This window comes from Variovorax sp. RKNM96 (genome assembly GCF_017161115.1).
Taxonomy (GTDB): domain Bacteria; phylum Pseudomonadota; class Gammaproteobacteria; order Burkholderiales; family Burkholderiaceae_C; genus Variovorax.
This window is the reverse complement of sequence record NZ_CP046508.1, coordinates 2,659,213-2,672,460: the sequence shown is the minus strand read 5'-3', so window position 1 is coordinate 2,672,460 and position 13,248 is coordinate 2,659,213. Positions and strand designations below refer to the sequence as shown.

The window sequence follows — 13,248 nt, the reverse complement described above, 5'->3', positions numbered from 1 at the left end:
TCGGCGACTATGATTCAAACGAAACCTTTTGCCCATTCGCCTGAATTTCATTCATGTTGCAGTCGATCCTCGAGATACGCCACCTGCGCACGCTCATCGCGCTGCGCGACACCGGCAGCCTGGTGCGCGCAGCGCAGTTGCTCAACCTCACGCAGTCGGCGCTGTCGCACCAGATCAAGCTGCTCGAAGACCGCTACGGCGCGCAACTCTTCGAGCGCAAGTCGGTGCCGCCGCAGTTCAGCACCACGGGCCTGCGGCTGCTGCAGCTGGCGGACACCGCATTGCCCATGATCGAGGAAGCGGAGCGCGACGTGGCGCGGCTCGCGCTCGGTCGCAGCGGCCAGTTGCGCATCGTGGTCGAGTGCCACACCTGCTTCGACTGGCTGATGCCCGCGATGGATGCCTTCCGCCAGCGCTGGCCCGAGATCGAACTGGACATCGTCTCGGGCTTCCACCCCGACCCGATCGCGCTGGTGATGCAGAACCGCGCCGAGGTGGCCATCGTCTCCGAGGAAGACCCGGATGAAACGGTCGACTACCACGCCCTCTTCCGCTTCGAGATCGTCGCGCTGCTCGCCAACGACCATGCGCTCACGGCCAAGGCGCACCTCACGGCCCGGCACTTCGCCGACCAGACACTGATCACCTACCCCGTGCCCGACGAGATGCTCGACATCGTGCGGCAGGTACTCGCACCGGCCGGCGTGGAGCCCGCGCACCGGCGCACGACCGAACTCACCGTGGCGATGCTGCAGCTGGTGGCAAGCGGGCGCGGCGTCGCGACCCTTCCGCTCTGGGCGGTGCAGAACTACCTCGACCGCGGCTATGTCACTGCGCGGCGCGTCGGCAGCAAGGGGCTGACGGGGCGGCTCTACATGGCCTGCACGCAGGGCACTTCAGATCAGCCGTGGCTTGCCGACTTCGTGCGCATCACACGCGAGAGTTGCTTCAAGAGCCTGCCCGGGATCGAGCTGCTATAGGGCTTCGGTCTTGCTCCTTCCCCTTCCGGGGGAAGGCTGGGATGGGGGCAGGCCTCGGATGAAGCGCCGCGCCTTTGGGAAGGCCGTCGTGCCCCCACCCTGACCCTCCCCCAGCGGGGGAGGGAAAAAATCAAAACCTCGTCCCGACCGACAACCGCACCATGTTCTGCGCCGTGAAGTTCACCTTCGGGTCGTAGGCCGCGCGAACGAACCAGCGCGGCCAGTCGTAGGTGAGGGTCAGGCCGGCACGGCGGATGAACTGGCCATCCACCGTGCCCTGCTTGGCCAGCAAGTCCACGGTCAGCCGCTGTCGCTCGGGCAGAGGCAACCGATAGACCAGATGCACGTCCTGCTGGTCGGGGTTCAACCGGTTGTCGCGGATCAGCGAGAGCGACAGCGCCGTGCCGTCCGGCCACTTGTAGCCGCCGTACACCGTGTACGAATCATTGGGGTCGAAATTCAGGTTCGCGTAGTTGCGGAGGTTGGTGCGCCCCAGCCCCGTGCCGACGAACCAGCTGTCGCCCGTCTCCACCGCAAGGCTGCCGCCCACGAACCCGCCCGAAGCGGCCTGCAGCGAGGGCAGCACCCGCACCGGGCCCAGCGTGAACGTGTGGTCCCACCCCACGCGCGGCTGCGCGAAATCGAGCACCGGCGAGCGGAACCAGCCGATCCAGACATTGCCGTCGCCGTAGGTGTAGCGCAGGTTCATGTCCAGCCCGGGCCCCGCCGGCAAGCCGCCGCCGAAGACGCGATAGGCGCCGACGGTGAACTTGAACGGAAGCTCGGCCGCGCCGTCGTCCGCCCGTGCCGCAGGCGCGATGCACAGCACGGCGATGGCCGCGAGGAAAGAGGTCGATGGACGATGCCGTGCCATGGCGCTCAGAACATGCTCGCGCCGATGTTGATGAGCAAGGCGAGCACCGTCGTGTTGAAGAGGTACGCCAGGATGCAGTGGACCGAGCCGATGCGGCGCATGGCCCTGGAGACGAAGGCCACGTCCGCGGTCTGCCCCGAGGTGCCGATCACCGCCGAAAAATAGAAGAAGTCGCCGTAGCCCGGCGGCTCGTCGTCCGGGAACTGGATGCCGGCCTTCTGCCCACGGCATGCGGCCACGTAGTAGTCGTGCGCATAGTGGAGCGTGAACATGATCTGGGTGAAAGCCCAGGACGACACCACCGTGAGGCCCGCCAGCGCGATGTGCGCGGCCTTCTCGACGCCATGCATGTCCTTGACCACCGAGAGCTCGCCGCCGATGGCCGCGAGGCTCGCGATGGCCGACACCACCACCAGCACGAGGATCACGATCTGCCCGTCGTCCTGCAGTTGCGCGCGGTAGCGCATGTGCTGCTGCGACGACCGGTTCATCATGACCGCCGCGAGCAGCACGTACAGGCAGGCACCGGTGTTCCAGGCGATCAGGAGACGCGTGACGAGGTGGGCATCGACGGACGGCAGCAGAAAACCCACGGCTACCGCGATGGCCGTGGCGATGAAGAGCCGCGGCCGTGCGGCCATCTGGCGGAAGAATCGGTGTCGCGGCAGTTTCATGGGGGCAAGGGCCAAGGCCCCTGCCGTCAGGACGACGGCAGGGAAGCGGAAGCAGCCAAGCCTTCGAATGTCGGCGAAGCTCTCTTGCGGCCACCTGACGAACGTCGTTTTGCGGCACCGGTGCCCGGCACATCGAGCGCCGCCTGGAGCAGCCAGTCGCGAAAGACCGCGACCTTGGGCCGGTCGCGGCTGTCTTCGGGGTACACGAGGTAGTAGGCGAAGTCTTCGAGCCAGATCACGTCCGAGAGCTGCACGAGCCGGCCTTCGGCCAGGTCGTCGGCCATCATCGCGGCGGGCAGCAGGGCTGCGCCCTGCCCTGCGAGCACGGCCTTCAGGAGCAGGCCCGAGTCGTCGAAGGACGGACCGCGCGCAGGCCCCGCGTCCTCGATGCCCTGCGCCTGGAACCACAGCGCCCAGGCCTTGCGTTCGGCATCGTTCACGCGCGGCCAGCGCGCGAGATCGGCCGGCGTTGCGGGCATGCCCAGGCGCTCGACCAATGCGGGCGCTGCAACGGGAACGCTCGCCACCGTCAACACCCGCTGGCTGCTCAGGCCCGGGTAGCGGCCCAGGCCGTGGCGGATGGCGACGTCGACACCGTCGCGCGAGAAGTCGGCCAGCGCGGTGCCGCTCACCACCTGCAGGTCGATGTCGGGGTGCGCATCCTGGAAGCGCTTCATGCGCGGCACCAGCCATGCGGAGGCGAAGAACGGCGTGACGCTCACCGTGAGGATGCCCGTCTCCGGCGGCACGGCGACGCGGCGCGTGGCCTCGCTGATCTGGCGGAAGGCGTTGCGCACCGGCGGCAGGTAGGCCTGGCCCACGTCGGTGAGGAAGATGCCGCGGTTCACGCGACGGAAAAGCGCAATGCCCAGGTGCAGCTCCAGCGTCTTGATCAACTGGCTCACGGCACCGGGAGTCACGCACAGCTCGTCGGCCGCGTTCTTCACGGAGAGGTGGCGGGCGGTGGCCTCGAAGGCGCGCAGCGCGTTGAGGGGCGGAAGAAGATGTTCTGACATTAGTTAATCTGATCCGATCGACTCAGAAAATATGGTTTGCAGGGCCGAAGTCCAGGGAGGAATATTGGCACAACACAGCCCATAGATGAACCCCTGTTTTGCCACAGTCATTCCAACCTCTAAGCCTTAGATATTCTGAGCCCTCCATCTACGCCCTCCACTACCTGGAACTCACGGCGCTGGCTGCCCACATCCGCACCCGCGAGATTTCATCGGTCGATGCGACCCGGGCGCAGCTGGCCCGCATCTCCGCGCTGGACGGCGCGCTCCACAGCTACGCGCTGGTGATGGCCTACGCCGCGATGGCCCAGGCCGAAGCGGCGGACGCGGAAATCGCGGCGGGCCGGTATCGCGGACCGCTGCACGGCGTGCCCATCGCGGTGAAAGACCTGTGCCAGACCGCCGGCTTCGTCACCGCGGGCGGCATGGCAATCCACAAGCACCATGTGCCCACCGAAGACGCGACCGTGGTGCGCCGCCTGAAAGATGCCGGCGCGGTGCTGCTCGGCAAGCTGCAGCTGACCGAGGGCGCCTATTCCGACCACCACCCGTCCATCGCGCCGCCGCGCAACCCGTGGCATACGGACCATTGGCCCGGCATGTCGTCCAGCGGCTCGGGCGTGGCGACGGCGGCGGGCCTGTGCTACGGCTCGCTGGGCTCCGACACGGGCGGGTCGATCCGCTTTCCCTCTGCAGCCAACGGTCTCACCGGCATCAAGCCGAGCTGGGGCCGCGTGAGCCGGCACGGCGTGTTCGAGCTCGCGGCATCGCTCGACCACATCGGCCCGATGGCGCGCAGCGCGATCGATGCCGGCGTGCTGCTCAACGCCATTGCAGGCAGCGACGAGAAAGACCCGACCGCCTTACTCGATCCAGTGCCCGATTACCTCGCGACGGCGGACCACGGTGTGCGGGGCCTGCGCATCGGCATCGATGTGGCATGGAACAGCGACGGCGTGGACCCCGCGACGCAGGCCATGCTGAAAGATGCGGCAGAGACCTTGCGCGCACTCGGCGCCCGCCTCGTCGACCTGCGCTTTCCCGATGTGACGCAGGCGGTGGCGGACTGGTTTCCGCTCTGCGCGGTGGAAGCCGCCGTGGCGCATGAAGCGACCTATCCATCGCGCAAGGACGCGTACGGCCCCGTGCTGGCTTCGGTCATCGAATCGGGTCATGCCGTGAGCGGAATCGAGTTCCAGAAAATCCGCCTGCACCGCATGGCCCTGCGCGGCCGCGTCTCGGCACTCTTCACCGGCATCGACCTGTTGCTGATCCCGGTGCACCCCTTCGCATCGCCCACCGTCGCGGCGATGCAGACCCTGGGCGAAACGCCGACACTGGTGTCCGCGCTGCTGCGCTACACCGCGCCCTTCGACATGACAGGCCACCCCACGATCACGCTGCCCGGCGGATTCACCGATGCCGGCATGCCGCTCGCATTTCAACTCGTCGCGGCGCACATGGACGAAGCCACGCTGGTCCGCGCCGGCGCCGCATTCCAGGGCGTGACCGCATGGCACCGCCGCCATCCGCTGGACTGAAGATAAAGAACATGGAGACCTCCCCCTTGACCCCTTCATCTACCTCGCCGCGCGCCCGCATCTTTCGCGGCTGGCTCGTGGTCGCGGGCGCCTTCGCCGTGACCCTCATGGGCTTCGGCAGCGCCTACACCTTCAGCGCCTTTCTCGAATCGCTGCAGCGCGACTTCGGCGCCTCGCGCGGCTCTGTCTCGCTGGTGTTCTCGCTCGCCGGCTTTCTCTACTTCGGGCTCGGCGTGATCAGCGGCCCGCTGGCAGACCGATGGGGTTCGCGGCGGCTGGCGGTCGCGGGCATGGTGCTGGTCGGGCTGGGCCTCGCCCTCGCGGGGCAGGCGCAGAGCCTCACGCAGATCTACCTCGCGTACGGGCTCGGTGTGGGCCTGGGCGTGGGCGCGTCCTATGTGCCGGTGCTCGGCGCGGTGCAGCGCTGGTTCGTCAAGCGGCGCGGGTTCGCCTCGGGGCTCGCTGTGAGCGGCATCGGCGTGGGCACGCTGGTGATGCCGCCGCTGGCGTCGCTCCTCATCGAGGCCATCGGATGGCGTCACGCCTACCTGGCGCTCGGCGTGCTCGCCGTGGTGGTGGGCGTGGGCATGGCGCTGCTGATCGAGAACGATCCGCGAGACCGCGGGCTCGGCCCCGACGGCGATCCGCCGCAGCCGCAAGCGCCGTCGGCCGCACCCGCGGGCGCCACGGTGCGCGAAGCGGTGACGTCACGACGCTTCGGCGGTCTCTACGCGGCGTGCCTCATCAGCTCGTTCGGCCTGTTCGTGCCCTTCGTCCACCTCGTGCCCTATGCGCTCGACCACGGCGTGCCGTCGACCTCGGCGGTGCTGCTGCTGGGTGCCATCGGCGTGGGCAGCACGGCGGGCCGCTTCTTCCTCGGCGGGCTGGCCGACCGCATCGGCCGCCAGCTCGCGCTGCCGCTGATGTCGGCGGGCATGGCACTCTCTCTGGTGGTGTGGGCCATGTCGGGCGGGTTCTGGGGACTGGCCGTGTTCGCGTTCGCCTATGGCGTGTTCTACGGCGGCTTCGTCGCGCTGCTCCCGGCGCTGGTGATGGACTACTTCGGCGGACGCAACATCAGCGCGATCATCGGCGTGCTCTACACCAGCGTGGCCGTGGGCACGCTGGTCGGGCCGAGCGCAGCGGGCTTTGCGTTCGACATCAGCCGCAGCTACCTGCTCCCGATCGTGGCCAGCATCGGCGCGAATCTCGTCGCCGCCGGCATCCTGCTGGCGATGGCCCGGCGAGGCGCTTCGGTAAAACCGGCCGCGGCCGGACCCGCGCGGGGTACAGTCGGGAATGAACCCACAACCGCCCGCCGCCCCTAGCCCGCCTCCAGCGGCAGCCTCCGCACCCATCACCGAGGCCCAGGCGTTCACCCGGGCCTGGATGCTCTTCGTCGTGCTGGTCGCCGTCGTGCTGGGCGTCCTTTGGGCCGTGAAGGCCTACTTCATCTGAGGCCCTAGCGGGCGCTCAGGTCCCACACGTCGTCCGCGGCATGCGCTGCCTCCCAGGCGCGCACCTTCTTCTTCGCACCGTCGAACAGCTTCACGTAGTTGCCCACGCGCACCTTCTGGCTGATCTGCGGGCCCACCTTCTCGAACAGCGGCGATGTGATCTTCGGCACGGCCATGTACTGGTCGAAGGTCATGCGCTTGCCCATCGAGGTCGGCACGCCCTTGGCGTCGACCACGTTGCGGCTGTAGATCACGGTGTCCGAACCCCACAGCACGCGGTCCTGGTAGCGGGTGACGAACTGCGCCCACTCGTCGGTGGTCGGCATGCCGGGCTCGGGCTTGATGAAGCGCTCCTGCACGATGTCCCATGAAATGTCGACGCTCCAGCCGGGGCAGGCATCGAGCACGCGCGACACCATCTGCAGGTGGTCGCGCGTCGGCTTGACGAAGCGGCCCAGGCCCGTGTGCGCCCAGATCACGCTGGCACCCGGCGCCTGCACGCACAGCTGCTTCAGGCCCGCCTCGTAGTTGTTCTGCGGGCGCAGCGCCTCCACCGTGCCGTCGTAGGTCACGTCGGCCGGGTAGATGTCGTTGTGCAGCGTGGCGACCAGGCCGGTCTCGGCCACCGTCTTGAGGATGTCCACCAGCGCGGGGCTGTAGAGCGAGAGCTTGCCGTCCTTCTCCGTCGTGTCGGGCGGCTGCTTGCCGCCCGCGGCGGTGTAGCTGATCGGATCGCCGGCGATCTTGCGCGACACCAGCTCCTTGTGCACCGTGAACTCGCCGATGCCGGCGAATGCGCCCGGGAAGGTCAGCAGCGCCCGCTTGATGTGCTGCGCGGCATAGCGGTCCATTGGGTTGAAGCCAGTGATCATCAGGTCGAGCCGGCTCTGCTCGGCAGGTGACAGCGTGAGGTATTCCTTCGCGTACATCGCATCGGCAAAGGCGTAGTAGTAAAGCTCGGCCTTCGGCCCGAGGTAGTAGGTGGGCGCGACCTTGTCGCCGGCGTACTGCTCGAAGCCGTCCCACTTCTGCTGCAGCGGCAACGGCATGACGGTGGAGCGCACCATGTCGTCCTTCATGTAGTCGCGCAGCAGCTGCTTGAGCGACGCACCCTGGTAGGCGTAGTTGGCGATGTGGAAGTGCGCATCGGCAAACTTGCCGGGGCCTTCGGTGGCCGATGGCGGCGGCAGGGTCGAGCAACCCGCGACGAACGCAGCGCAGGCCGCCACGGTGGAGATGCGGCGAAGAGATGAAGCGGGCATGGTGGTGGCCTTGATGTGTTGCAAGAGAAATGTCTTTACGCGGATGCCAGCACGACCAGCACCTGCTCGTCGGTCACCATGTCGCCTTCGGCGGCCAGGATGCGCAGCACCGTGCCCGCGGCCGGTGCTTCCACCGGGATTTCCATCTTCATGGACTCCACGATCAGCAGCGTGTCGCCCTCCTCGACCTGCTGGCCCTCGGTGACCTCGAGCTTCCAGACGCGGCCGCTGACGTCGGCCACGATGTTGTGTTCAGGCATGGGTATTTCCTCCGGTTGATTGCGTTCGGTTCGTTGACGGGAATTCGGGCGCGGCCACGCGCACGCCGATGGCGTCGAGCGCGCCGCGGATGCGCTGCACGAACGCGAGCGCGCCGGGCTGGTCGCCGTGGATGCACAGCGTGTCGGCGCGCAGCGCGACCTCCTTGCCGCTGGCCGCGCGCACCGTGCCGTGCTGCACCATCTGCAGCACCTGTGCGGCGGCCACGTCGGCGTCTTCGATCAGGGCGCCGGGCTGGCCGCGCGGCGACAGCGAGCCGTCGTCCTGGTAGCTGCGATCGGCGAACACCTCGGCGGCCACCGGCAGGCCCAGGGCCTCGGCGGCGCGAATCATCTCGCTGCCGGCCAGGCCGAACAGCACCAGCCGCGGATCGACCTCGTGCACGGCGCGTGCGATGGCATCGGCCAGCGCGCGGTCCTTCGCGGCCATGTTGTAGAGCGCGCCGTGTGCCTTCACATGGCTCAGCGCGCCGCCGGCCGCCTTCGCGAAGGCCCCGAGTGCACCGACCTGGTAGACCACCATCGCGTAGACCTCGGACGGAGACACCTGCATCACGCGCCGCCCGAAACCCTGCAGGTCGGGCAAGCCCGGGTGCGCGCCGACCCGCACGCCGCGGTGCAATGCCGCCGCGACCACGCGGCGCATGGTCGACGGATCGCCCGCATGGAAGCCGCACGCGATGTTGGCCGAACTCACATGGTCGAGCAGCTCGATGTCGTTGCCCATCGCCCAGGCGCCGAAGCCCTCGCCCATGTCGCAGTTGATGTCGATGCGCAGCGCCTGTGTCATTGCGCCTCCCCGGCCGCACGCACCAGGCTGCGCAGCCGCGCGAGGGCGCGCTCGCGCTCCAGGTAGAGCGCCTGCGCCGCCTCGAGCGAAATCGGCTCGAAGCGCAGCGCCTCTTGCGGCGCCAGCTGCGCGACAAGCGGCAGGTCGACGCTGGCCACGCAGGCGATCTTGGGATAGCCGCCGGTGGTCTGCCGGTCGGCCATCAGCACGATCGGCTGGCCGTCGGGCGGCACCTGCACCGTGCCGAAGGCCACGCCCTCGGAGATCATATCCATCGCATGCCGGCGCTCGAGCACCGGTCCTTCGAGCCGGAAGCCCATGCGGTCGGACTGCGGGCTGATGCGGAACTCTGTCCGCGTGAAGGCCTGCTGCGCTTCGTCGGTGAACAGCGCCCATTGCTGGCCCGCGATCACGCGCACCGGTACCGGCCCCGATGCCTGCGGCGCGAGGGCCGTCGCGTGGACCTCGGGCGGGTGAAGCTCGACGAAATCCCTGTCGCCCAACCGGGCGACCGACGCGGCGGTAACCGGCTGCACCCCGCCAACCTCCAGCAGGTCGCCCTTCTTCAGCGCCCGCCCCTGCAGCCCGCCGAACGCGCCGCGCACATAGGTGCTGCGGCTGTCCATCACCGGTTGCACCGCGAAGCCGCCGCGCACCGCGAGGTAGCTGCGCATGCCGCCGATGCGCTTGCCGAAATCCAGCCGCGCACCGGCGCGCACCAGCACGGCGCGGTTCATCGGCAGCTCGGCCTCGCCGATGCGTGCCGACAGGTTCGCGCCGCACAGCGCGATCGCCTGGGTCTCGCGGAACAGCAGGCTCGGCCCCATCAGCGTGATCTCGAGCGTGGCCTCGTCTTCCTGGTTGCCGAGCAGCGCGTTGGCGCAGCGATGCGACCACTCGTCCATCGCGCCGCCGACCACCACGCCCAGGTGCTGGTAGCCATGGCGCCCCAGGTCCTGCAACAGCGAGAGCGCGCCCGGCTTGATGACTTCGATGATGCTCATCGCTGGACCTCCGCGTTGCCGAATGCGTCCGCCGACACCGGCACGAAGCGGATGCGGTCGCCCGGGCGCAGCAGGCATGGCGATTCGGCCGCCGCGTCGAACAGCTTCAGCGGCGTGCGGCCGATTAGGTTCCATCCGCCCGGTGTTTCCAGCGAATAGATCGAGGTCTGGTCGCGCGCGATCGCCACGCTGCCCGCGGGGATGCGCGTGCGCGGCGTGCCGCGGCGCGGCACGGCGAGCGATGGATCGAGCCCGCCGATGTAGGGAAAGCCCGGCGCGAAGCCGAGCATGTAGACGAGATGCTGCGACGCGACATGGCGCGCGATCACCTCTTCGGCCCGAAGCCCGCAGGTGGCGGCAACCTCTTCGAGGTCGGGGCCGAACTCGCCGCCGTAGCAGACCGGAATGTCGACCGTGCGCGCATCCTCGTCGTGGTGGCGAATGCCACGTGCCAGCAAGGCGTCGAGCCGGCGGCGCAGCACTTCATAGGGCGAGGCGCCCTCCGCGAAGAATTCGGGGCGGTAGTGCACCGCCACGGTGGTGAAGGCCGGCACCACATCGACGATGCCCGCGATGGGTTCGTCGAGCAGTTCGCGCGCAAAGCCACGCACGGTGGCGTTGACGGCCGGCTCCACGGCCTGGCCGAACTCCACGATCAGGCTGCGGTCGCCCACCGGGGCGATGCGCCAGGGAGACGTGCTCGGAGAAGTCATCGCTCAGAGCGCCGCAGGCACAGCAGCGGCGGCCATCGCTTCGAGCAGCCGCGCGCGCTCACGCTCGACCAGCCCGGTGTCGAGCCGCCCGGCCGCGAAGTCCTCGTGACGGATCACCGCCTTGAGGAACGCGAGGTTGTTCTTCACGCCATCGATGCGGCTGGCCTCCAGCGCGGCCAGCATGGCGGCGAGTGCCGCGTCGCGGTTCTCGCCCCAGACGATCATCTTGGCGATCATCGGGTCGTAGAAAGGCGTGATCACATCGCCCTGCCGAACACCGGTATCGACGCGCAGGTGCGGTGCAGCCGGCGGCAGTTGGAAAACATCGAGCGGACCGGGCGACGGGAAGAAGTTCTTCGCCGGGTTCTCCGCATACAGCCGGCACTCGATGGCCGCGCCGCGCGTCGCGATGTCCTCCTGCGCGATCTTCTCGAAGCCCGCGAGCGACGGGCCTGCCGCCGCCAATTTGATCTGCTTCTGCACCAGGTCCCAGCCCGTGACCATCTCAGTGACCGGGTGCTCGACCTGGATGCGCGTGTTCATCTCGAGGAAGAAGAACTCCAGCGAGTCCGCATCGACGATGAACTCCACCGTGCCCGGACCGCGATAGCGCTGGTGCGCGGCCAACGCGGCCGCAGCCTTGGCCATGCGCGCGCGCAGCTCGGCCGGCAGGCCCGGCGCCGGGCTCTCTTCGATGATCTTCTGGAAGCGCCGCTGGATCGAGCACTCGCGCTCGAACAGGTGCACCGCGCTGCCGTCGCCGTAGCCGAACACCTGGATCTCCACGTGCCGCGCCCTGGGCACATAGCGCTCCAGATAGATCGTGCCGTCCTTGAACGACTTGGCCGCAAGCTGCTGCGTGGCCGACACCGAAGCCAGCAGCTTCTCGGGCACATCCACCAGCCGCATGCCGATGCCGCCGCCACCGCCCGTGGCCTTGACCAGCAGCGGGTAGCCCACGGCGATGGCCGCTTCTTCGATGCCGGCCAGATCGTCGAGCGCGAAGCGCCGGCTGCCCGGCAGCGTCGGCACACCGGCGGCTTTGGCGATCTCGCGGGCGCGTTCCTTGTCGCCCATCTCCTCGATGCTCTGCGGCGTGGGGCCGATCCACACCACGCCTGCAGCCTCGGCGGCACGTGCGAACGCCGTGTTCTCCGAGAGGAAGCCATAGCCCGGATGCACGCCTTCCGCGCCGTGCGCAACGGCGGCGGCCAGGATGCGCTCGTGGTTCAGGTAGCTCTCGGCCGGCGATGCGGGGCCGATGGCAACCGCATGGTCGGCCATCTCCACATGCAGTGCCTTCGCGTCGGCTTCGGAATACACGGCCACCGTCTCGATGCCGAGCGCCTTGCAGGCCCGGATGACACGGCAGGCGATTTCACCGCGGTTGGCAATGAGGATGCGCTTCATCGCTTCAATCCTCCGAGGTGAGTTCTAGCCCGCCCGTTTCAGGCAGCAGCAGCGACGCGACGATCACCAGCAGGTAGCCACCCGCCGCCATGTAGCCGATGGCAATGCCCAGCGGCATCGAAGTGCTCATGTAGCCGATGAGCGCCGGGCAGATCGAACCGACGGCGCGGCCGAAGTTGTAGCAAAAGCCCTGACCCGAGCCCCGCACGCGGCTGGGGAACAGCTCGCTCAGGTAGGCCCCCATGCCCGAGAAAATGCCCGACAGAAAAAAGCCGAGCGGAAAGCCGAGCACCAGCATCATCGCGTCGGTGATCGGGATCTGCGTGTACGCGATCACCAGCAGCCCGGCGCACAGCGCGAACAGCATGAAGCAGCGGCGGCGACCCAGCTTGTCGGACAGCCATGCGCTCGTGAGGTAGCCCACAAAGGAGCCGAGGATCAGCACCAGGAGATAACCGCTGGTGTTGAACACCGACAGGTTGCGTTCCATCTTCAGGTACGTCGGCAGCCAGGTGGTCACCGCGTAGTAGGCGCCCTGCATGCCGGTGGCTAGGAGGCTCGCGAGGATCGTGGTCTTGAGCAGCTTGGGCGAGAAGATCTCCAGGAAGTTGCCCTTGTCGCCCTCCGCCTTCATGCGCGCACGGGTCTGGTGATAGACCTCGGGGTCGCTGATGTTCCGGCGGATGTAGAGGATCAACAGCGCCGGCAGCACGCCGATCCAGAACAGCACGCGCCAGGCGAGCGCCGGCTCCAGCAAGGCATACACCGCCCAGAATGCGATGGCCGAGATGCCCCAGCCCACCGCCCAGCTGCTCTGCACCAGCCCCACGGCCTTGCCGCGGTGGCGCGCCTGGATCATCTCGGCGATCAGCACCGAGCCCACCGACCATTCACCGCCGAAGCCGAGGCCCTGCAGCGCGCGCGTGACGAAGAGCTGCTCGGGCGACTGCGTGAAGCCGCTCAGGAAAGTGAAGAAACTGAACCACAGCACCGTGAGCTGCAGGATGCGAACGCGGCCGTACTTGTCGGCCAGGATGCCCGCGAGCCAGCCACCGATGGCCGAGGTGACCAGCGCGCCGGTCGCGATGTAGCCGGCCTCGGTCTTCGTCATGCCCCACACCAGGATCAGCGTGGGGATCATGAAGGTGTAGATCATGTAGTCGAACGCATCGACGCCGTAGCCGGCGAAGGCGGCGACCAGCGTCCGGCGCTCCTGGGGTTTGGTTTCCTGCAGCCACATGGTGGAAAT

General features: G+C 68.2%; 14 protein-coding genes. 4 read left to right on the top strand and 10 right to left on the bottom strand.

The annotated features are described in order from the left end of the window. Positions 1 to 53: 53 nt before the first annotated feature. Positions 54 to 980 carry a LysR family transcriptional regulator gene (locus GNX71_RS12365; RefSeq protein WP_206178580.1) on the top strand — a complete coding sequence of 309 codons (927 nt, stop codon included), beginning with the start codon at positions 54 to 56 and terminating at the stop codon, positions 978 to 980. 130 nt (positions 981 to 1,110) lie between these two features. Here the strand turns inward: GNX71_RS12365 and GNX71_RS12360 are convergent, their stop codons facing one another. From GNX71_RS12360 to gcvA, 3 genes are read right to left on the bottom strand one after another with little or no spacing between them, the layout of a single operon-like run. Further along, positions 1,111 to 1,854 (bottom strand): hypothetical protein, encoded by a 744-nt coding sequence (locus GNX71_RS12360; RefSeq protein WP_241027247.1) that lies wholly within the window; start codon positions 1,852 to 1,854, stop codon positions 1,111 to 1,113. Positions 1,855 to 1,859: 5 nt separating this feature from the next. Continuing rightward, positions 1,860 to 2,528 (bottom strand): DUF1345 domain-containing protein, encoded by a 669-nt coding sequence (locus GNX71_RS12355; protein ID WP_241027246.1) that lies wholly within the window; start codon positions 2,526 to 2,528, stop codon positions 1,860 to 1,862. A gap of 26 nt (positions 2,529 to 2,554) precedes the next feature. After that, entirely contained in the window at positions 2,555 to 3,544 is a 990-nt protein-coding gene (gene gcvA / locus GNX71_RS12350) for a transcriptional regulator GcvA (protein ID WP_206178579.1), read from the bottom strand. 98 nt (positions 3,545 to 3,642) lie between these two features. Between gcvA and GNX71_RS12345 the strand changes: the two genes are divergently transcribed. The 3 genes from GNX71_RS12345 to GNX71_RS12335 are packed head-to-tail and all read left to right on the top strand — an operon-like array spanning position 3,643 to position 6,543. Next, positions 3,643 to 5,085 (top strand): amidase, encoded by a 1,443-nt coding sequence (locus tag GNX71_RS12345; RefSeq protein ID WP_241027245.1) that lies wholly within the window; start codon positions 3,643 to 3,645, stop codon positions 5,083 to 5,085. An 11-nt stretch (positions 5,086 to 5,096) separates the two neighbouring features. Then, positions 5,097 to 6,413, top strand: coding sequence for an MFS transporter (locus GNX71_RS12340; protein WP_206178578.1), 1,317 nt, complete (start codon positions 5,097 to 5,099; stop codon positions 6,411 to 6,413). Then, positions 6,385 to 6,543, top strand: coding sequence for a hypothetical protein (locus tag GNX71_RS12335; RefSeq protein WP_206178577.1), 159 nt, complete (start codon positions 6,385 to 6,387; stop codon positions 6,541 to 6,543). Before GNX71_RS12340 ends, GNX71_RS12335 begins: the two co-directional genes overlap by 29 nt. A 4-nt stretch (positions 6,544 to 6,547) precedes the next feature. On the opposite strand, the gene GNX71_RS12330 is transcribed toward GNX71_RS12335, so the two are convergent. The 7 genes from GNX71_RS12330 to GNX71_RS12300 are packed head-to-tail and all read right to left on the bottom strand — an operon-like array spanning position 6,548 to position 13,239. Continuing rightward, a complete protein-coding gene (locus GNX71_RS12330; protein WP_206178576.1) occupies positions 6,548 to 7,804 on the bottom strand; it encodes a hypothetical protein in 1,257 nt (418 codons plus the stop codon). 35 nt (positions 7,805 to 7,839) lie between these two features. Beyond that, complete coding sequence (locus GNX71_RS12325) at positions 7,840 to 8,064, bottom strand: acetyl-CoA carboxylase biotin carboxyl carrier protein subunit (protein ID WP_206178575.1); 225 nt, start codon at positions 8,062 to 8,064, stop codon at positions 7,840 to 7,842. Continuing rightward, on the bottom strand, positions 8,057 to 8,872 hold the full coding sequence (locus GNX71_RS12320) for a 5-oxoprolinase subunit PxpA (protein WP_206178574.1): 816 nt from the start codon (positions 8,870 to 8,872) through the stop codon (positions 8,057 to 8,059). Before GNX71_RS12320 ends, GNX71_RS12325 begins: the two co-directional genes overlap by 8 nt. Continuing rightward, entirely contained in the window at positions 8,869 to 9,876 is a 1,008-nt protein-coding gene (locus GNX71_RS12315) for a biotin-dependent carboxyltransferase family protein (protein ID WP_206178573.1), read from the bottom strand. The genes GNX71_RS12320 and GNX71_RS12315 overlap by 4 nt, the downstream gene beginning before the upstream one ends. Continuing rightward, positions 9,873 to 10,589, bottom strand: a complete 717-nt coding sequence (gene pxpB / locus GNX71_RS12310; protein WP_206178572.1) for a 5-oxoprolinase subunit PxpB — start codon at positions 10,587 to 10,589, stop codon at positions 9,873 to 9,875. The genes GNX71_RS12315 and pxpB overlap by 4 nt, the downstream gene beginning before the upstream one ends. Before the next feature lie 3 nt (positions 10,590 to 10,592). Continuing rightward, complete coding sequence (locus GNX71_RS12305; protein WP_206178571.1) at positions 10,593 to 11,999, bottom strand: biotin carboxylase N-terminal domain-containing protein; 1,407 nt, start codon at positions 11,997 to 11,999, stop codon at positions 10,593 to 10,595. 4 nt (positions 12,000 to 12,003) lie between these two features. Next, positions 12,004 to 13,239, bottom strand: coding sequence for an MFS transporter (locus GNX71_RS12300; protein WP_206178570.1), 1,236 nt, complete (start codon positions 13,237 to 13,239; stop codon positions 12,004 to 12,006). Positions 13,240 to 13,248 lie beyond the last annotated feature (9 nt).

What these genes read in the sequence shown, in the direction of transcription:
- pxpB (WP_206178572.1), bottom strand. Translation starts at nt 10,589, where the DNA reads ATGACTTCTCCGAGCACGTCTCCCTGGCGCATCGCCCCGGTGGGCGAC.
- GNX71_RS12360 (WP_241027247.1), bottom strand. Translation starts at nt 1,854, where the DNA reads ATGGCACGGCATCGTCCATCGACCTCTTTCCTCGCGGCCATCGCCGTG.
- GNX71_RS12340 (WP_206178578.1), top strand. Translation starts at nt 5,097, where the DNA reads ATGGAGACCTCCCCCTTGACCCCTTCATCTACCTCGCCGCGCGCCCGC.
- GNX71_RS12365 (WP_206178580.1), top strand. Translation starts at nt 54, where the DNA reads ATGTTGCAGTCGATCCTCGAGATACGCCACCTGCGCACGCTCATCGCG.
- GNX71_RS12320 (WP_206178574.1), bottom strand. Translation starts at nt 8,872, where the DNA reads ATGACACAGGCGCTGCGCATCGACATCAACTGCGACATGGGCGAGGGC.
- gcvA (WP_206178579.1), bottom strand. Translation starts at nt 3,544, where the DNA reads ATGTCAGAACATCTTCTTCCGCCCCTCAACGCGCTGCGCGCCTTCGAG.
- GNX71_RS12335 (WP_206178577.1), top strand. Translation starts at nt 6,385, where the DNA reads ATGAACCCACAACCGCCCGCCGCCCCTAGCCCGCCTCCAGCGGCAGCC.
- GNX71_RS12305 (WP_206178571.1), bottom strand. Translation starts at nt 11,999, where the DNA reads ATGAAGCGCATCCTCATTGCCAACCGCGGTGAAATCGCCTGCCGTGTC.
- GNX71_RS12315 (WP_206178573.1), bottom strand. Translation starts at nt 9,876, where the DNA reads ATGAGCATCATCGAAGTCATCAAGCCGGGCGCGCTCTCGCTGTTGCAG.
- GNX71_RS12355 (WP_241027246.1), bottom strand. Translation starts at nt 2,528, where the DNA reads ATGAAACTGCCGCGACACCGATTCTTCCGCCAGATGGCCGCACGGCCG.
- GNX71_RS12330 (WP_206178576.1), bottom strand. Translation starts at nt 7,804, where the DNA reads ATGCCCGCTTCATCTCTTCGCCGCATCTCCACCGTGGCGGCCTGCGCT.
- GNX71_RS12325 (WP_206178575.1), bottom strand. Translation starts at nt 8,064, where the DNA reads ATGCCTGAACACAACATCGTGGCCGACGTCAGCGGCCGCGTCTGGAAG.
- GNX71_RS12300 (WP_206178570.1), bottom strand. Translation starts at nt 13,239, where the DNA reads ATGTGGCTGCAGGAAACCAAACCCCAGGAGCGCCGGACGCTGGTCGCC.